Below are 17,312 nucleotides of genomic sequence, written 5' to 3' on the forward strand. Positions count from 1 at the left end.
CGCGCCGGTCAGATAGACCAGCCACACCGGCACCTGCCGGAACCGCCCGTTGAGCCATCCCGCCACGAGGTCAGTAGTATTTCGCAAGATCCATACCCTCGTAAAGCGATGCCACTTCCCTTTCGTAGCCGTTGAACATCAAGGTCGGCTGGCGGCGCGAGAACAGCCCCCCGCCCACACGCCGCTCGGTCGCCTGGCTCCAGCGCGGGTGGTCCACATTCGGATTGACGTTGCTGTAGAACCCGTATTCGCGCGGATTGGCCTTGTTCCACGAGGTCGGAGGCTGATCGGAGGTCAGCGTGATCCGCACCACCGACTTGATCGACTTGAACCCGTATTTCCACGGCACCACCAGCCGCAGCGGCGCACCGTTCTGATTGGGCAGCGGCTTGCCATAAAGCCCGGTGGCCATGATCGTCAGCGGGTGCATGGCCTCGTCCAGCCGCAGCCCCTCGACATAGGGCCACTCCAGCACCGGATAGCGCTGGCCCGGCATTTCCTCGGGCCGCAGGAGGGTCTCGAAGGCGACGTATTTCGCCCCCTCCTTCACCCCGGCCATACCCAGCAGGTCGGCCAGTTCGAACCCGTCCCACGGCACCACCATCGACCAGGCTTCGACACAGCGCAGCCGGTAGATGCGCCGCTCGATGGTCATCTTCGACAGGATCTCGCCCAGGGGGTAGTCGCCGGGCCGCTCCACCAGCCCGTCGATGGTGACGGTCCAGGGACGGGTCGTCAGCGCCCCGGCCCGTTCGGACGGATCGCTCTTGCCGGTGCCGAATTCGTAGAAATTGTTGTAGCTGGTGATCTCCTTCCAGCTGTTCGGCTCCAGATCATCGCCGGCCGCCGCCGCCGGACCGGCCAGCGCGGCAAGTCCCGCGCCAGCGATCCCTCCGGCCAGTCCCGCCATGATCTGGCGCCGGTTCAGCCAGACGGCATGGGGGGTCACATCCGCCTCGGTCAGGTCGTTCGTCCATCTGTGGGCCATCTTGCACTCCGTTCGTTTCCTTCAACCGACCTAGCGGTTTGGCCTCATCCGTCCAACACAAGCCGACTCACGATTCAGCGACCCTTCTGTAACCTTTGCGCAGTTCGTTCATCGGAATGCTGCTGCCGTCGGGCTGAACGATCCGCACATGGCGAGGACGGATCAGGCGCGGCTCGGCCACGCCGACCGAATGGGCGATGGTTTCGACCTCGTCGATGATCCGCCGGGCATAGCGGGCCACGCGCTCATACTTGCTTTCGGCCACCAGCCCCTTCTGCAGGCGCGGATCGTGGGTGGTTATACCGGTGGGGCAGGTATTGCGGTTGCACTTCATCGCCTGGATGCAGCCCAGCGCGAACATGAAGCCGCGGGCCGAGGTCACGAAATCCGCCCCCGCCGCCAGCGCCCAGGCAACATCGCCCGGATTGACCAGCTTGCCGCTGGCGATCAGCCGGACCCGCTCCTTCAACCCGTATTCCTCGCGCAGCCCGGCAACCAGCGGCAGGGCCTCGCGGATGGACATGCCGACGAGATCCATCAACGGCATCGGCGCCGCCCCCGTCCCGCCCTCGCCCCCGTCGATGGTGATGAAATCCGGTGCCGCCGCCGCACCGCGGGCAAGGACCGCCTCGAACAGGGCACGCACCGAGGACTCTGCCCCGATCACCGTCTTGATCCCCACCGGCTTGCCCGTCACCTCGCGGACATGGGCGACGAAATCCAGCAGATCCTCGAAACTGTCGATCTCGGCGTGGCGATTGGGCGAGAGGCTGTCCCGGCCCGGTTCGATCCCGCGGATCCGGGCGATTTCGGGCGTCACCTTCGCCGCAGGCAAGATGCCGCCCTTGCCCGGCTTGGCCCCCTGGGCAAGCTTGATCTCGAACATCCGCACCTGTTCATGCGCGGCCACCGCGCGCAGCCTGTCGTCGTCAAGCCGACCGTCGCGGTCGCGCACGCCATACTTGGCGGTCCCGATCTGGAAAACGATGTCACAGCCCCCCGCGAGGTGGCACTCGCTGAGACCGCCCTCGCCGGTATTGAGCCAGATTCCGGCCTGCTTCGCCCCATGGCTGAGCGCATCCACCGCCGGTTTCGACAGCGCGCCATAGCTCATGCCCGAGATGTTGAAGAAGGACGGCGCCAGGTAGGGCACACGCGCCTGCGCCCCGATCAGCTGAGGTTCGCTTCGCGTGTGCTGGTCGTGCAGTGGCGGAAAGGGGGAATTGACGAAGACCGGCGTTCCCGGAACCGTCAGGTTGCGGGTCGAGCCGAAGGCGACCGTGTTGCTTTTCCCGTCGGCCGCCCGATATACCCAGTCCCGCTGTGCCCGGTTGAAAGGCAGCTCTTCGCGATCCATCGCGAAGAAATACTGCCGGAAGAATTCTCCCAGCTGCATGAAAAGGCCGCGGAACCGGCCGATCACCGGATAATTGCGCCGAATCGCATCCGCCGTCTGGAAACGGTCGATGAAGAAAAGAACCACCGCCACGCCGACCAGCAGGCCAATGACGACGAGAAAGCCGAAAGCCAGCAGTTCCAGTATGCCGAAAGCGGAACTCATGCGCCTACCCCGCAAGTTTGACGTGAAGCAATGCACGTCGCTTGATCGCTGCTAGAGTGCGGGTATTACCGGACGGAGGCAAGCCGGCCGGATGCGGAGGAGGACCAAAGATGAAACACCTGTTGCTTGCAACCGCCCTTTCCCTGACCGCCACCGTCGCGGCGGCCCAGGGCTGGGTGACATACACGACCGAGGAAAACTTCGACGACGTACTCTTCAGCGTCGAGAACGCCATCACCGATCAGGGCTTGGTGATCGATTCCATCAGCCACGTGGGCGACATGCTGGAACGCACCCGCGCCGACGTGGGATCCGACAAGGTCCTGTTCGTCAAGGCCGAGGTATACCAGTTCTGCTCGGCGCGACTGTCACGCAAGGTCATGGAGGCCAACCCCATGAACATCGCCTTCTGCCCCTACGGCATCTTCGTCGCCGAACTGGCGGACGATCCGGGCAAGGTCATAGTGGGCTACAGAACCTATCCCGAAGGCGAAATGCAGGAGGTGCAGGCGTTTCTCGACACGATCGTGAAACAGGCGCTGGAGTAACCGCCTTCCGGACATCCGCCGGGACGTTTGCAGCATTCGAAAGGGGGCTCTGCCCCCTCGGCCCTGCGGGCCTCACCCCCGGAGTATTTTATGCAAGAGGAAGGGAAGGACGAATATGGCTCCTTTCCTCTTGCCGGAAATACTCCGGGGGGTGCGGGGGGCAGAGCCCCCCGTGAACATGAAACGGCCCCCGGAATACCGGGGGCCGCCAGAAGCTTGACAGGGGTGGAGCCGAGGCTCAGTGGATGACCGCCTCGTCGGGCCGCGGCCGGTCGGTGGTGCCCAGCCGCTCGCCGATGATGAGGCCGTCGGGCCCGGCAGTGACCGGCACCGTGTCGCCATCGCGGATCTCGCCAGCCAGCAGCATCTCGGCCAGCGGGTTCTGCAGCGCGGTCTGGATAACCCGCTTGAGCGGGCGGGCACCGAACACCGGGTCGTACCCCTCGTCGGCCAGCCACTTGCGTGCGGCATCGTCCAGTTCCAGCCGGATGTTGCGTGCCGCCAGACGTTGTTGCAGGCGCGACAGCTGGATCTCGACGATCCCGTCCATGTCCTTGCGGCTGAGCCGGTCGAAGATGATGATCTCGTCCAGCCGGTTGAGGAATTCGGGCCGGAAATGCGCCCGCACCGCATCCATCACGTCGCGCTTGGCATCGGCGGCATCCGCATCCTCGGGCAGCTGGCTGAGCGCCTGGCTGCCGAGGTTCGAGGTCAGCACGATCAGCGTCTGCTTGAAGTCCACCGTGCGGCCCTGGCCGTCGGTCAGCACGCCGTCATCGAGCACCTGCAAGAGCACGTTGAACACGTCCGGGTGGGCCTTTTCCACCTCGTCGAACAGGATCACCTGGTAGGGCCGGCGCCGCACCGCTTCGGTCAGCACGCCGCCCTCGTCATAGCCGACATAGCCCGGCGGGGCGCCGATCAGACGCGCGACCGAGTGTTTCTCCATGAACTCGGACATGTCGATGCGCACCATCGCGTCGTCGTCGTCGAAGAGATATTCGGCAACCGCCTTGGTCAGCTCGGTCTTGCCGACGCCGGTGGGACCGAGGAACAGGAACGAACCCAGCGGCCGGTTCGGGTCGTTGAGCCCGGCCCGCGCCCGGCGCACCGCATTGGCCACCGCCCGGATCGCCTGATCCTGGCCGACCACGCGCTTGTGCAGCTCCTCTTCCATGCGCAGGAGCTTCTCGCGCTCGCCCTCCAGCATCTTCGAGGTGGGGATGCCGGTCCAGCGTTCGACCACCTGGGCGATCTGCTCGGGGCGGACGGTTTCCTCGACCATCAGCCCTTCGGCCTCCTGCTTTTCGGCCTCGGCCAGCTTCTTCTCGAGCTCGGGGATCACGCCATAGCTGAGCTCGCCCGCGCGCTGCAGGTTGCCCTCGCGCTTGGCGATTTCCAGCTCGGCACGCGCCCGGTCGAGCTGCTCCTTCAGGTCGCGGGTCGTCGCCAGCTTGTCGCGCTCGGCCTGCCAGCGGGCGGTCAGCTCGGCGCTGCGCTCCTGCAGCTCGGCCAGTTCCTTTTCAAGCTTCTCCAGCCGCTCCTTCGAGGCCGCGTCGGTTTCCTTGCGCAGGGCTTCGGCCTCGATCTGCAGCTGCAGGATCTGCCGGTCGAGCTGGTCGAGCTCCTCGGGCTTGCTGTCCACCTGCATCCGCAGCCGGCTGGCCGCCTCGTCGATCAGGTCGATGGCCTTGTCCGGCAGGAAGCGGTCGGTGATGTAGCGGTGCGACAGCGTCGCCGCGGCCACCAGCGCCGAATCCGAGATCTTCACCCCGTGGTGCAGCTCGTATTTCTCCTTGATGCCGCGCAGGATCGAAATCGTGTCCTCGACCGTCGGTTCATTGACGAAGATCGGCTGGAAACGACGCGCAAGGGCGGCGTCCTTCTCGACATATTTGCGATACTCGTCCAGCGTGGTCGCGCCGACGCAGTGCAGCTCGCCCCGGGCCAGAGCCGGCTTGATCAGGTTCGCCGCATCCATCGCGCCGTCGGTCTTGCCCGCCCCGACCAGAACGTGCATTTCGTCGATGAACAGGATGATCTCGCCGGCGGCGGCCTCGATCTCCTTGAGGATGGCCTTGAGGCGCTCTTCGAACTCGCCGCGATACTTGGCCCCGGCGATCAGCGCGCCCATGTCCAGCGCCAGCAGCTTCTTGTTGCGCAGGCTTTCGGGCACGTCGCCATTGACGATGCGCAGCGCCAGCCCCTCGGCAATCGCCGTCTTGCCGACGCCCGGTTCGCCGATCAGCACCGGGTTGTTCTTGGTCCGGCGGGAAAGCACCTGCATGGTGCGGCGGATTTCCTCGTCGCGGCCGATGATCGGGTCGATCTTGCCCTCGCGGGCGCGTTCGGTCAGGTCGATGGTGTATTTCTTCAGCGCGTCATAGCCTTCCTCGGCGCTGGCCGAATCGGCGGTGCGCCCCTTGCGGATGTCGTTGATCGCGGCGTTCAGCTTCTGCGCGGTCACGGCGCCGGCCTCCAGCGCCTCCTTCGCGCCGGATTTCACCATCGCCAGGGCCATCAGGATCCGTTCGACCGGCACGAAGCTGTCGCCGGCCTTGGTGGCGATCTTCTCGGCCTCGTCCAGAACCCGGCCGGTCAGCGTATCGAGATAGACCTGACCGCTGTCGCCGCTGACCCGCGGGATCTTGTTCAGCGCCCCTTCCAGCGCCTCGACCACGCGCTCGGGCGAACCGCCGGCGCGGGCAATCAGATTGCTGGCCAGCCCCTGATCGTCATCCAGCAATGCCTTGAGAAGGTGCTCGGGCATCAGTCTCTGATGCTCCTCCCGCGAGGCAATGGTCTGTGCAGCCTGCAGGAAACCGCGTGCGCGGTCGGTGAACTTGTTGAAGTCCATGTCTTTGTCTCCTTTCAAGCGCCCGTCTTGCCGGCGCCCGCTTCGCGGCACGCCCCGGTTCGGGCCTCACCCTCAATTTGGGACCGGCCCGATCCGGTTCAACCCCCCTCCGTCACGGATTTTTTCCGTTCCACCGGCAATCTGCACCGCCGCGGCGACAGGTGATTTCCGCCCCCCACTAGCGCGCTGCCGCCTTGTGCTGACGCGGCGCGGCGGGCATAGACGGGTGCGACCGTTCAACCGCAAAAGGCCCATGCCATGCCCGATGACCGCCTGATCGTTGCCCTCGACCTCCCCAACGCTGTGCAGGCGCTGGAGCTGACCGAACGGATCGGCGATGCGGTCGGCTTCTACAAGATCGGGCTGGGCATGCTCACCGGCGGCGGGCTGGCGCTTGCCAATGAGCTCAAGCAGGAACACGGCAAGCGCATATTCCTCGACATGAAGCTGTTCGACATCGGCGCCACCGTCGAGGCCGCCGTGCGTGGGCTGGCGCAGTTCGATCTCGATTTCCTCACCGTCCATGGCGACCCGCATGTGGTCCGCGCCGCCGTCCAGGGCGCGGCCGGCAGCAATCTGAGGATCCTCGCCGTGACCATTCTGACCTCGCTGGAGCGGCAGGACCTGGACGAGGCCCTCATCAAGCCCGGAGAGATCCGCGACCTGGTCCAGGAACGCGCCGGGCGCGCATTCGAGGCCGGCGCCCACGGGGTCATCGCCTCGCCGCACGAGGCGGCACCCATCCGCGCCCTGCCCGAGGCGCAGGGGCGGCTGATCGTGACGCCGGGGGTGCGCCCGGCCGGTAGCGCGCACGGCGACCAGAAGCGGGTGGCAACCCCCGCGCAGGCCATCGCGAACGGGGCCGATCACATCGTCGTCGGCCGCCCCGTCTGGCAGGCCACCGATCCGCGCAAGGCCGCCCGGGCGATCGTGGCGGAACTGGGCGCGGCCTGAGGCGTCATGTGCCCTGAATGGCACAGCTGAGGCGCATCTTTGACGTACCGCCACTCCTGCCTTTGCCCGGGGGCGATTCTGGGCGAGTCTTGCATTGAGACACTCCCCGACGGACCTTGCTCTTCCTGAGGTTCGTGACCTCCCCCCGCTCGAATCGGCGGGGGGTCTTTCCGTCGGATCGGTCCCCGGCCTTCTCCCCTTCCCTTCTTCGCGCCCGCCCAGGCGGGCAGCTGCCTTGCGCTTGGCCTGCGTTTGCCGGATGATCGTTTTCGATCGGCTGCAACATGCCGCAATCGGGGTTCCGCTCTTTGCAAGGCCAGACCGATGCCCGCCCTCTGCCGCGACTGCCTGACCGCCTTCGACGCCGGTCCCCGCTGCCCGGCCTGCCGCAGCCCGCGGGTGGTCGCGCATCCCGAGCTGTTCGAACTGACCATTGCGCATATGGATTGCGACGCCTTCTATGCCTCGGTGGAAAAACGTGACAACCCCGACCTGGCCGACAAGCCGGTGATCATCGGCGGCGGGCGGCGCGGGGTCGTCTCTACCGCCTGCTATGTGGCGCGGATACGCGGTGTGCGCTCGGCCATGCCGATGTTCCAGGCACTGCGGCTGTGCCCGGATGCGGTGGTGATCCGCCCGCGCATGGAGGTCTATGCCGCCGTCTCGCGCCGTATCCGCGCGATGATGGAGGAGCTCACCCCCGCCGTGGAACCGCTGTCGCTGGACGAGGCCTTCCTGGACCTGTCCGGCACGAGACGGCTGCACGGAGCCCCGCCGGCGGTGATGCTGGCCCGCCTTGTCAGGCGGATGCAGCAGGAGCTTGGCCTGTCCGGCTCGATCGGGCTGTCGCACAACAAGTTCCTGGCCAAGGTGGCCTCGGATCTGGACAAGCCGCGGGGATTTTCGGTGATCGGCCGCGCCGAGACCGCCGATTTCCTGCGCGAGCGCCCGGTCAGCCTGATCTGGGGCATCGGACCGGCGGCGCAAGAGTCGCTGGCACGCACGGGGATTCGCACGATTTCCGACCTGTTGCGATGGGACCGCGAAGCCCTGCATGCCTGGTTCGGCGCGATGGGCGAGCGGCTGTGGCATCTCGCGCGCGGGCAGGACGACCGGCGCGTATCGCCCGACGCGCCGATCAAGTCGATCTCCAACGAGACCACCTTCGCCGAAGACACGGACGACCCGGAGATCCTGGACGGCCACCTGTGGCGCATGGCCGAGAAAGTTTCCGACCGCGCCAAGGCCAGGGGGCTGGCCGGGCGCGTGGTGACGCTCAAGCTCAAGCGCGCCGATCACCGGCTGCTGACCCGGCGCGCCTCGCTGCGCGAACCCACCCAGCTGGCCGACCGCATCTATCGCACGGCGCGGGCGCTGTTCGATCAGCTGGACGAGGCCGGCCCGTTCAGGCTGCTGGGCTGCGGCCTGTCCGGGCTGGGGCCGGAGGCGGATGCGGACAAGTCGGGCGACCTGCTCGACCCCGGCGCGGTCCGCCGCAGCCGCGCCGAACGCGCCGCCGACGAGATCCGGCGCCGCTTCGGGGCAGAGGCGATCGTGAAGGGGCGGGCGCTGCGGTAGGGCATGAGCTGCCGGGGGGAAGGGGGCGCTGCCCCCTCTTGCCCCCGCGGGGCAATTCACCCCCGGAGTATTTGCCGGCAAGAGGAAGGAAGGGGGGCGCGGGGGGGGCGGCGGGCGGGCCGGGCGATTCAGCCGCGCCGCCCCACCTGCCGGCAGATCAGGATCACCGGCAGCAGTCCCACCGCGACGATGACGAGCGAAGGCACCGCCGCCCCTTCCAGCCGCTCGTCCGAGGCCAGCCGGTAGGCCTGTACCGCCAAGGTGTCGAAATTGAACGGGCGCATGATGAGCGTGGCGGGCAATTCCTTCATCACGTCCACGAAGACGATCAGCAGCGCGGTCAGCAGGCTGGGGGTCAGGATCGGCAGATGCACCCGGCGCAGCGTGCCCAGCGGCGTCTGCCCCAGCGACCGGGCGGCGGCATCCATGTTGGCGTGGATCATGCTCTGCCCACCTTCGTAGGCGCCAAGGGCCGAAGCCAGAAACCGCACCACGTACGCGGCCACCAGCAGCCAGATCGAGCCGGTCAGGAGCAGGCCGGTGGAGATGCCGAAGGTTGCGCGCATCCACGCGTCCACGGCATTGTCGAAGGCCGCGAAGGGCACGATCAGCCCCACCGCGATCACCCCGCCCGGCACCGCATAGCCCAGCCGCGCCACGTAGGCGGCCATGGCCGAGCGCCGCCCCGGCTGCAACCGCTGGTAAAACCCCACGCAGATCGCCGCCAGCACCGTGACCACGGCGGCAATGCTGGCCAGCGTCAGGGAATTGCGGATGAAACCGACATAGCGGGGGCTGAACAGGTCCTGCTCGGACCCCAGCCCCATTTCGAACAGGACCACCGCCGGCAGCAGGAATCCAAAGATCACGGGAACGATGCACAGAAGGAATGCCAGCGCCGCGCGCACGCCGTGCAGCTGCGCCGGTGGCATTGTCGCGTGGCGCTTGCCTGCACCGTGATACCGGGCCTGCCCGCGCTGGATGCGCTCGGTCACCGCCAGAAGCAGGGCAAAGCCGAGCAGGAACAACGCCAGCTGCGCCGCCGCCGCCCGGTCGGCCATGGAAAACCAGCTGCTGTAGATGCCGGTGGCGAAGGTCTGGACGCCGAAATGGGCCACCGTACCGAAATCGGCGATCGTCTCCATCACCGCCAGCAGCACCCCCGCCGCGATCGCCGGCCGCGCCATCGGCAGGCTGACCCGCAGGAACGCCTGCCACGGGCTCCGGCCCAGCGCCCGGGCGGCCAGGAAGGCCGAAGCGCTTTGCTGAAGAAAGGCCGCGCGCGCCAGCAGATAGACGTAAGGGTAGAGGACGAGGATCAGCATCACCGCCGCGCCGGGCAGCGAGCGCACCTCGGGGAACCAGTAGTCGCGCGGCCCCCAGCCCATGACCGCGCGCAGGGTGGACTGGACGATGCCCGCGTGATCCAGAAGATAGGTATAGGCATAGGCCAGCACATAGGCCGGATAGGCCAGCGGCAGGACCAGCGCGATCTCCAGCACCCGGACGCCGGGAAAGCGGGTCATCGTCACCAGCCACGCCGCGCCGACCCCGATGGCAAAGGTGCCGATGGCCACCAGCACCACCAGCGCCAGGGTGGTCGCCGTATAGCGCGGCAGGACGGTCTGCATCAGATGGGCAATCGTGTCGGTACCCCCCGTAAGCGCCGCCAGCGCCACTGCCACCATCGGCAGCAGGCAGGCAAGGGCAACCACATTGGCCAGCACGCCGATCGCCCGCGTGCCGCGGGCGTGATGCCGGTGCGAACCATGTTCGGCGTATCGGACGGTTTCGGCCAAATCCGAATTCCTGATGAATGGCGAAGGCGGGGCGCAACTGGCGCCCCACCCCTTATTCGACCATTTCAGTCGGAAATGCCAGATCGAAAATGCAAGTCAGTCGTATTTGCGCTGATCCTCGATCACCAGACCATCCCTGGGCAGTGTCCCCGGCGGCACGATCTCGACCCGCCCCTTGAGCTTGAGCACCTCGACCACCGAACGCGCAAAGGCCGAAGGGTCGCCGCCCTCGGATTCGACCTTGACGGTCATCGCGTCCATCTCGCCCTCGCGGGTGGCGATGACACGCGCCTTGAGGATCTCGTCATGCTTGGCCACCAGCTGCGCCACCTGTTCGGGACGCACGAACATGCCCTTGATCTTGGTGGTCTGGTCGGCCCGGCCCATCCAGCCGCGGATGCGCATGTTGGTGCGCCCGCAGGGGCTGGCCCCTTCCATCACCGCGCTGAGATCGCCGGTGGCAAAGCGGATCAGCGGATAGTCGGGATTGAGCGAGGTCACGACCACCTCGCCCACCTCGCCCGGCGCCACCGGGTCGCCGGTGCCGGGGGTGACGATCTCGACGATCACGCCCTCGTCCACGATCATCCCCTCCATCGCCTCGGACTCGTAGGCAATGTTGCCCAGATCGGCAGTGGCATAGTTCTGAAGGCAGGTGATGCCGCGATCGGCATACTCCTGGCGCAGCGACGGGAACAGGGCACCGCCCCCGACCACGGCCTTGGAGAAGTTCAGCTTCACCCCCATCTCCTCGGCCTTGTCGAGGATCACCTTCAGGTAATCCGGCGTGCCCGCGTAAGCCGTCGAGCCCACGTCATGGGCGGCAGTGACCTGAAGCTCGGTCTGGCCGGTGCCGGCGGGCAGCACCGCCGCCCCCACCGCCCGCGCGCCGTTCTCGAAGATCATGCCCGCGGGCGTCAGGTGATAGCCGAAGCAGTTCTGCACGATGTCGCCCCGGCCGATACCGGCTGCGTGCAGGAACCGGCCCATCCGCCACCAGTCATGTTCGGTCCCGCCCGGTTCGTAGATCGGTCCCGGCGACTGGAAGATGTGCGCGAAGCCATGCGGCGGCTTGAGCGTGAACCCGCCGAAGGGCGGATTTTCCGCCTGCGCGCGGCTCAGCTCGGACTTGCGCAGGACCGGCAGGGCAGCCAGGTCCTCGACGGTGGTGATCTCGGCCGGATCCACCCCGTCCAGCGACCCGGCATAGCCCGGCGCCGATTTCGCCCGGGCGATCTGCCGCGGCAGCGCCTCGGCAATGGCCGCGGCACGCTCGTCGGCAGAGCGGGTTTCCAACGCGTCGTAATACTGGCTCATCCTTCATCCCTCCAGGCGCCGCACGAAAGGCGCGACCGCTTGCCTGATCCCGTTTGTTGCGGCCGAAATCCGTTTCCGGCCCGGCCCTGTCGTTGTTTCGCGGCTGCGAAGCCGTCAGCTCAGCCACCGCTTGCGCCGGCGATAGGAGCGCACGTCGCGGAAGGACTTGCGGCCCTCTTCGGACACGCCCAGGTAGAATTCCTTGACGTCCGGGTTCTCGCGCAGCTCGGCGGCGGGGCCGTCCATCACCACCCGGCCGTTTTCCAGGATGTATCCGTAATGCGCGAAGCGCAGCGCCACATTGGTGTTCTGCTCGGCCAGCAGGAAGGACACACCCTCCTTTTCGTTGAGATCCTTCACGATCTCGAAGATCTCCTCCACCAGCTGCGGGGCAAGCCCCATGCTGGGTTCATCCAGCAGGATCGTCTCGGGGTTGGCCATCAGCGCCCGGCCGATCGCGATCATCTGCTGCTCGCCGCCCGAGGTATAGCCGGCCTGGCTGCGGCGGCGTTCCTTCAGGCGCGGAAAATAGGAATAGACGAGTTCGAGGTCGCGCTCCATCGCGGCCTTGCCGTCAGAGCGGGTATAGAACCCGGTCAGCAGGTTTTCCTCGACCGTCAGATGCTCGAAGCAGTGGCGGCCCTCCATGACCTGGATCACACCCATCTTCACCAGTTCGGCCGGTTCCAGATCCTGTATCCGCTGGCCGCGATAGATGATGCTGCCCTTGGTGACTTCGCCGCGCTCGGAGTGCAGCAGGTTGGAAACCGCCTTCAGCGTCGTGGTCTTGCCGGCGCCGTTGCCCCCCAGAAGCGCCGTGATCCCGCCCTTGGGCACGTTCAGGCTCACGCCCTTGAGCACGAGGATCACGTGGTTGTAGATCACCTCGATATTGTTGATCTCGAGCAGGGTCTCGACCTGCGTCTGCGTGGTCTTGGCGGCATCCAGCATCAGGGTTTGTCCTCATCTCGTCCCGGTATGCGCTCCGGGGCTGCGGGAGAGGTGCGGCGACGCATCGCCGCACCGTTTCCTGTCGCGGCTCCGGGTTGTGCCCGGGGCCGGCGATCACTCAGTTGCAATCGCGCAGTTCGATGTTGTTTTCCTTGGCATAGGCCATCGAATCTTCCTCGATCAGCGGCTGGATCACCTCCGAATCGGGCTCGATATAGTCGGTGATGACCTTCCAGGCCTCGGCCTTGGCATCCCACTGCTGTACCAGACCGCGACCGTCGCCGCCGTGATTGGCGCAGCTCACCTTGAACGCGGGACCGAAGCCGGGCAGGCCCAGCTTGGCCAGGGTTTCCTCGGTGATCTCCAGCGCTTCCATGCCGTCGCGCATGTCGGCCGGGGTGATCTGGGCCTTGCCGGAAAGCTCCTGCGCCTTCTTCGCGGCCTCGACCGCCAGCATCGCCGCATACATGCCGCGGTTGTAAAGCACCGTGCCGACCTGATCCCCGGCACCGGCGGCCTTGCCGGCGTCGATGACATACTTCTTCAGATCGTCGAAGATCGGGAAATTCGCACCGGGCATGTGGAAGTTGAGCGCCTTGTAGCCGTCAGCGGCAGCACCGGCCGGCTTCACGTCGTTTTCCGATCCCGACCACCAGATGCCGATGAACTTGTCCATCGGGAAGCGGATGTTGGCGGCTTCCTGAATGGCGACCGGGTTCATCACCCCCCAGCCCCACATCAGCACGTAATCGGGGCGCTCGCGGCGGATCTGCAGCCACTGCGACTTCTGCTCCTGGCCGGGGTGATCGACCGGCAGCAGGACCAGTTCGAAGCCGTGCTTCTTCGACAGTTCCTGCAGGGTGCGGATCGGCTCTTTCCCGTAGGCCGAGTTGTGATACAGCAGCGCGATCTTCTTGCCCTTCAGGTCACCCTCGACGCTCTTGATGTACTTGATCGCGATCGAGGCGCCGTTCCAGTAGTTGGTGGGATAGTTGAACACCCACTTGAACACCTTGCCGTTGGCGGCCGAGGTGCGCCCGTAACCCATCGAGTGGATCGGGATCCCGTCGGCCGAGGCCTTGGGGATCAGCTGGTAGGTGATGCCGGTCGAAAGCGGCTGATAGAGCAGCGCGCCCTGGCCCTTGGTGGATTCGTAACACTCCACCCCCTTTTCGGTGTTGTAGCCGGTTTCGCACTCGACCACCTTGATCTTTTCGCCGCCGATGCCGCCGTCGCGTTCGTTGATCAGGGTCATGTAGTCCTGATACCCGTCCGCGAAGGGGATCCCGTTGGCGGCATATGGGCCGGTGCGGTAGCTGAGCGAGGGGAACACCAGTTCCGCCATCGCGGGTCCGGCGACCAGCGCCGCGCCCAGTGCCAGTGCTGTCAGTTTCTTTCTCATCGGGTCATGTCCTCCCTATGGTGTCATCCGATGTTGTGCGGGGTCGCCCCCGCGAGGTGTCGGTCCGTCCCGCCTCAGTACGGGAAGGGCCAGAGTCGAAGTTTCTCCTTGGCCACCCGCCACAGCTGCGCCAGCCCGTGCGGTTCGAGGACCAGGAACAGGATGATCAGCGCCCCCACGATCACCAGTTGCAGATGCGACACGATGTCGGTGGGCCAGCCCAGCAGGTCCACGCCCACCAATTTCAGCGCCACCGGCAGCACCACGAGGAACGCCGCGCCCGCGAAGGAACCGAAGATCGATCCCAGCCCGCCGATGATCACCATGAACAGCACCAGAAAGGATTTCTGGATGCCGAAGGCCTCACCCACCTCGACCGCGCCCAGATAGAGCGCGAAGAACAGCGCCCCCGAAATCCCGACGAAGAACGAGCTTACCGCAAAGGCGGTCAGCTTGGCCTGGAGCGGGTTCACCCCGATGATCTCGGCCGCGATGTCCATGTCGCGGATCGCCATCCAGGTCCGCCCCAGCGCCCCGCGGGTCAGGTTGCGCGCGATGATCGCGCTGGCCGTCAGGAAGATCAGGCTGAACATGTAGGTCGCCCAGGCCGACGCGTTGGGTCCGGTGACGATGATGCCGAACACCTCGCGTTCGGGCGCGCTGATCTGGCCCGAGGCCGAGTAGTTGTAGAACCACGGCACCCGGTTGAACAGCCACACCAGGAAGAACTGCGCGGCCAAGGTGGCAACCGCCAGGTAGAACCCCTTGATCCGCAGGCTGGGAAGCCCGAACAGAACCCCGACCACCGCGGTGATGAGCCCGGCGACGATCACGAGGATGAACATGTTGACGTCCGGAAAGGCGGTCATCAGCTTGTAGATCGCGTAGGCCCCCACCGCCATGAACCCCCCGGTCCCGAGGCTGACCTGCCCGGCATAGCCGGTGAGGATGTTCAGCCCGATCGACGCGATGGCATAGATCAGGAACGGCAGCAGCAGCGCGTTGGCCATGTAGTCGTTGATGAAGAACGGAATGACCAGGAAGGCCACCACCAGCACGAAATAGTATCGGTACCGGTCAAACTTGATCGGAAACGTCTGGCTGTCCTGCTGGTAGGAGACCTTGAAGTCTCCGGCTTCGCGGTAGAACATGTGTTACAGGCCCTCTTCAGAGTGCGCACGGTTTCGCGCCGCCGCATCCAGTTGGTTGTCTTTCTTCGCGATGCCGCTCTCTTCGGCGGCGCGGATGAGTCTGCGATAGGCGATGATCCCCACCACCAGCCCGGCAAGGGCAAGAAGCGCGGCGATGACCAGGTGACCGTCGGAATGGTCGCCGGCGCTGAACGCAAGGAACCCGAAGGCCCAGAATCCCGACCATGCGATGACGTTCACGATGGCGATCAGCTTGTTCATGTCACCCGTTCCTCCCTGATAGTCCGGTGACGCGGCTTCCTCCCGGCGGTCATACCCTTTCGATGATCTTGTCCCCGAACAGGCCCTGCGGGCGGAACACCAGGAAAATGAGCGCCAGCACGTAGGCGAACCAGTTCTCCGTGGCGCCGCCCACCAGCGGACCGACCCAGAATTCGAAAAGCTTCTCGCCCACGCCGATGATCAGCCCGCCGACGATGGCACCGGGGATCGAAGTGAACCCGCCCAGCATCAGCACCGGCAACGCCTTCAGCGCGATCAGCGACAGCGAGAACTGCACGCCCGACTTGGCGCCCCACATGACGCCGGCAACCAGCGCCACGAAGCCGGCGACCGACCACACCATCACCCAGATGAAATCCAGGTCGATCCCCACCGACAGCGCCGCCTGATGGTCGTCGGCCACGGCGCGCATGGCCCGGCCCTGCTTGGTGTATTGCGCGAACAGGACCAGCGCGATCACCAGAAGCGCCGCGATCACGGTCGCCACGATGTCCAGGTTGTCGATGAAGAACCCGTAGCCGAAAATCTCGTAGGTGACCCGGTCGATGGTCTCGTTCAGCCCCATCGGCAGACCGATATCGAGGGTCTTGATCTCCGACCCCCACATGAGATCGGCCACGCCTTCCAGGAAATAGGCCAGCCCGATCGTCGCCATGAACAGGATGATCGGATCCTGCCCGACCAGATGGCGCATGACGAACTGATGCACCGCCCAGGCCAGAACGATCATCACCCCGACGGTCAGCGCAATCCCCGCAAATGCCGGAACCGTCCACCCGAAATTGCGAATCTCGGTGCCGAAGGTCGCGTTGATGAGACCTGCGAAGGGCACCTGCCCCTCCATGATCCCCACCAGGGTCATCGCGGCAAACAGCGCCATCACCCCTTGCGCGTAGTTGAAGATCCCCGACGCCTTGTAGATCAGCACAAAACCCAGCGCGACCAGCGAATAAAGCACCCCTGCCATCAGGCCGTTGAGGAAAACCTCGATCGAGAAAACCAGCTGGTCAGACATGAACGCCTCCCAAAATATCCATCGGATGCTCAGTCATGTGCCACCCCCAGATAGGCGTCGATGACTTCCTGATTGTTGCGTACCTCGTCCGGGGTTCCGTCCCCGATCTTGCGGCCGTAATCCATCACCACCACCCGGTCGGACAGATCCATGACCACCCCCATGTCGTGCTCGATCAGGGTGATGGTGGTGCCGAATTCGTCGTTCACGTCGAGGATGAAACGACTCATGTCCTCCTTCTCCTCGACGTTCATGCCCGCCATCGGCTCGTCCAGCAGCAGCAGCTTCGGCTCGGCTGCCAGCGCACGGGCAAGCTCCACCCGCTTCTTCAGCCCGTAGGGCAGACGCGACACCGGTGTCTTGCGGATATGCTGGATTTCGAGGAAGTCGATGACCTTCTCGACCACCTCACGGTTGGCGGTCTCTTCCTCCTCGGCCTTGCCCTTCCAGATTGCCTGCGCCATCAGCCCGGTCTTCATGTGGGTCAACCGTCCGGTCATCACGTTGTCGAGAACGCTCATGCCCTCGAACAGGGCGATGTTCTGGAAGGTCCGCGCGATCCCCTGCCGGGCAACCTCGTAGGGCTTCATGGGCGGGCGCCTCTCGCCACGGAACCAGACCTCCCCCTCCTGCGGCACGTAAAATCCCGAGATCACGTTCAGCATCGACGACTTGCCGGCGCCGTTGGGGCCGATGATGGCGCGGATCTCGCCCTCGCGGATGTCGAAGCTGATGTCCTTGATCGCCACCACGCCGCCAAAGCGCAGGGTGATGTTCTTCATTTCCATCACCACGCCGCCGATCTTGCGGCCGTCCTCGGTGATGTATCCGTTCCCGGATGCGTCAAGCATGTGACCGCCCCTTCCTCTTGCCAGAAATACTCCCGCCGGAGGCATGAAATCGCCGCGC

15 protein-coding genes (1 of these 15 cut by a window edge) are annotated in these 17,312 nt (G+C 65.6%); 3 read left to right on the forward strand and 12 right to left on the reverse strand.

Annotation, left to right across the window (positions count from 1 at the left end; genetic code table 11):
• The 3 genes from msrQ to ACZ5CM_RS12075 form a co-directional block, all read right to left on the reverse strand.
• Nucleotides 1-87: the start of a protein-methionine-sulfoxide reductase heme-binding subunit MsrQ gene (msrQ, locus tag ACZ5CM_RS12065; protein ID WP_464639019.1), read on the reverse strand. 537 nt of this gene lie to the left of the window's left edge; the window shows 87 of its 624 coding nt (coding positions 1-87); the start codon lies at nucleotides 85-87; the stop codon falls past the left edge of the window.
• Nucleotides 71-988, reverse strand: coding sequence for a protein-methionine-sulfoxide reductase catalytic subunit MsrP (gene msrP / locus ACZ5CM_RS12070; protein ID WP_464639020.1), 918 nt, complete (start codon nucleotides 986-988; stop codon nucleotides 71-73). Before msrP ends, msrQ begins: the two co-directional genes overlap by 17 nt.
• 67 nt (nucleotides 989-1,055) lie before the next feature.
• The gene (locus ACZ5CM_RS12075; RefSeq protein ID WP_464639021.1) at nucleotides 1,056-2,549 is read right to left on the reverse strand and encodes an FMN-binding glutamate synthase family protein; all 1,494 of its coding nucleotides are present in this window, start codon (nucleotides 2,547-2,549) and stop codon (nucleotides 1,056-1,058) included.
• A 110-nt stretch (nucleotides 2,550-2,659) separates the two neighbouring features.
• Here ACZ5CM_RS12075 and ACZ5CM_RS12080 point away from each other — a divergent pair, with 110 nt between their 5' ends.
• Nucleotides 2,660-3,097, forward strand: a complete 438-nt coding sequence (locus ACZ5CM_RS12080; RefSeq protein ID WP_464639022.1) for a DUF302 domain-containing protein — start codon at nucleotides 2,660-2,662, stop codon at nucleotides 3,095-3,097.
• Nucleotides 3,098-3,335: 238 nt separating this feature from the next.
• On the opposite strand, the gene clpB is transcribed toward ACZ5CM_RS12080, so the two are convergent.
• On the reverse strand, nucleotides 3,336-5,954 hold the full coding sequence (gene clpB, locus ACZ5CM_RS12085) for an ATP-dependent chaperone ClpB (protein WP_464639023.1): 2,619 nt from the start codon (nucleotides 5,952-5,954) through the stop codon (nucleotides 3,336-3,338).
• A 258-nt stretch (nucleotides 5,955-6,212) separates the two neighbouring features.
• On the opposite strand from clpB, the gene pyrF reads away from it, so the two are divergent.
• Both pyrF and ACZ5CM_RS12095 read left to right on the forward strand, forming a co-directional pair.
• Nucleotides 6,213-6,908, forward strand: a complete 696-nt coding sequence (pyrF, locus tag ACZ5CM_RS12090; RefSeq protein ID WP_464639024.1) for an orotidine-5'-phosphate decarboxylase — start codon at nucleotides 6,213-6,215, stop codon at nucleotides 6,906-6,908.
• A gap of 324 nt (nucleotides 6,909-7,232) precedes the next feature.
• Complete coding sequence (locus ACZ5CM_RS12095) at nucleotides 7,233-8,486, forward strand: DNA polymerase IV (RefSeq protein WP_464639025.1); 1,254 nt, start codon at nucleotides 7,233-7,235, stop codon at nucleotides 8,484-8,486.
• 128 nt (nucleotides 8,487-8,614) lie between these two features.
• Here the strand turns inward: ACZ5CM_RS12095 and ACZ5CM_RS12100 are convergent, their stop codons facing one another.
• The 8 genes from ACZ5CM_RS12100 to ACZ5CM_RS12135 form a co-directional block, all read right to left on the reverse strand.
• A complete protein-coding gene (locus ACZ5CM_RS12100; RefSeq protein ID WP_464639026.1) occupies nucleotides 8,615-10,285 on the reverse strand; it encodes an ABC transporter permease in 1,671 nt (556 codons plus the stop codon).
• Nucleotides 10,286-10,381: 96 nt separating this feature from the next.
• A complete protein-coding gene (locus ACZ5CM_RS12105) occupies nucleotides 10,382-11,602 on the reverse strand; it encodes a phenylacetate--CoA ligase family protein (RefSeq protein ID WP_464639027.1) in 1,221 nt (406 codons plus the stop codon).
• Between the two features lie 114 nt (nucleotides 11,603-11,716).
• On the reverse strand, nucleotides 11,717-12,553 hold the full coding sequence (locus tag ACZ5CM_RS12110; RefSeq protein WP_464639028.1) for an ABC transporter ATP-binding protein: 837 nt from the start codon (nucleotides 12,551-12,553) through the stop codon (nucleotides 11,717-11,719).
• A 118-nt stretch (nucleotides 12,554-12,671) separates the two neighbouring features.
• On the reverse strand, nucleotides 12,672-13,955 hold the full coding sequence (locus ACZ5CM_RS12115; protein ID WP_464639029.1) for an ABC transporter substrate-binding protein: 1,284 nt from the start codon (nucleotides 13,953-13,955) through the stop codon (nucleotides 12,672-12,674).
• 74 nt (nucleotides 13,956-14,029) lie between these two features.
• Nucleotides 14,030-15,106, reverse strand: a complete 1,077-nt coding sequence (locus ACZ5CM_RS12120; protein WP_464639030.1) for a branched-chain amino acid ABC transporter permease — start codon at nucleotides 15,104-15,106, stop codon at nucleotides 14,030-14,032.
• Between the two features lie 3 nt (nucleotides 15,107-15,109).
• Nucleotides 15,110-15,367: a hypothetical protein gene (locus ACZ5CM_RS12125; protein WP_464639031.1), complete on the reverse strand. Its 258-nt coding sequence runs from the start codon at nucleotides 15,365-15,367 to the stop codon at nucleotides 15,110-15,112.
• Nucleotides 15,368-15,416: 49 nt separating this feature from the next.
• A complete protein-coding gene (locus tag ACZ5CM_RS12130) occupies nucleotides 15,417-16,403 on the reverse strand; it encodes a branched-chain amino acid ABC transporter permease (RefSeq protein WP_464639032.1) in 987 nt (328 codons plus the stop codon).
• A 29-nt stretch (nucleotides 16,404-16,432) separates the two neighbouring features.
• Complete coding sequence (locus ACZ5CM_RS12135; RefSeq protein WP_464639033.1) at nucleotides 16,433-17,254, reverse strand: ABC transporter ATP-binding protein; 822 nt, start codon at nucleotides 17,252-17,254, stop codon at nucleotides 16,433-16,435.
• Between the last annotated feature and the right edge of the window lie 58 nt (nucleotides 17,255-17,312).

The organism is Piezobacter thermophilus (genome assembly GCF_055386745.1).

What these genes read in the sequence shown, in the direction of transcription:
- ACZ5CM_RS12135 (WP_464639033.1), bottom strand. Translation starts at nt 17,254, where the DNA reads ATGCTTGACGCATCCGGGAACGGATACATCACCGAGGACGGCCGCAAG.
- ACZ5CM_RS12080 (WP_464639022.1), top strand. Translation starts at nt 2,660, where the DNA reads ATGAAACACCTGTTGCTTGCAACCGCCCTTTCCCTGACCGCCACCGTC.
- ACZ5CM_RS12130 (WP_464639032.1), bottom strand. Translation starts at nt 16,403, where the DNA reads ATGTCTGACCAGCTGGTTTTCTCGATCGAGGTTTTCCTCAACGGCCTG.
- pyrF (WP_464639024.1), top strand. Translation starts at nt 6,213, where the DNA reads ATGCCCGATGACCGCCTGATCGTTGCCCTCGACCTCCCCAACGCTGTG.
- ACZ5CM_RS12120 (WP_464639030.1), bottom strand. Translation starts at nt 15,106, where the DNA reads ATGTTCTACCGCGAAGCCGGAGACTTCAAGGTCTCCTACCAGCAGGAC.
- ACZ5CM_RS12125 (WP_464639031.1), bottom strand. Translation starts at nt 15,367, where the DNA reads ATGAACAAGCTGATCGCCATCGTGAACGTCATCGCATGGTCGGGATTC.
- ACZ5CM_RS12110 (WP_464639028.1), bottom strand. Translation starts at nt 12,553, where the DNA reads ATGCTGGATGCCGCCAAGACCACGCAGACGCAGGTCGAGACCCTGCTC.
- msrP (WP_464639020.1), bottom strand. Translation starts at nt 988, where the DNA reads ATGGCCCACAGATGGACGAACGACCTGACCGAGGCGGATGTGACCCCC.
- ACZ5CM_RS12095 (WP_464639025.1), top strand. Translation starts at nt 7,233, where the DNA reads ATGCCCGCCCTCTGCCGCGACTGCCTGACCGCCTTCGACGCCGGTCCC.
- ACZ5CM_RS12105 (WP_464639027.1), bottom strand. Translation starts at nt 11,602, where the DNA reads ATGAGCCAGTATTACGACGCGTTGGAAACCCGCTCTGCCGACGAGCGT.
- ACZ5CM_RS12075 (WP_464639021.1), bottom strand. Translation starts at nt 2,549, where the DNA reads ATGAGTTCCGCTTTCGGCATACTGGAACTGCTGGCTTTCGGCTTTCTC.
- clpB (WP_464639023.1), bottom strand. Translation starts at nt 5,954, where the DNA reads ATGGACTTCAACAAGTTCACCGACCGCGCACGCGGTTTCCTGCAGGCT.
- ACZ5CM_RS12115 (WP_464639029.1), bottom strand. Translation starts at nt 13,955, where the DNA reads ATGAGAAAGAAACTGACAGCACTGGCACTGGGCGCGGCGCTGGTCGCC.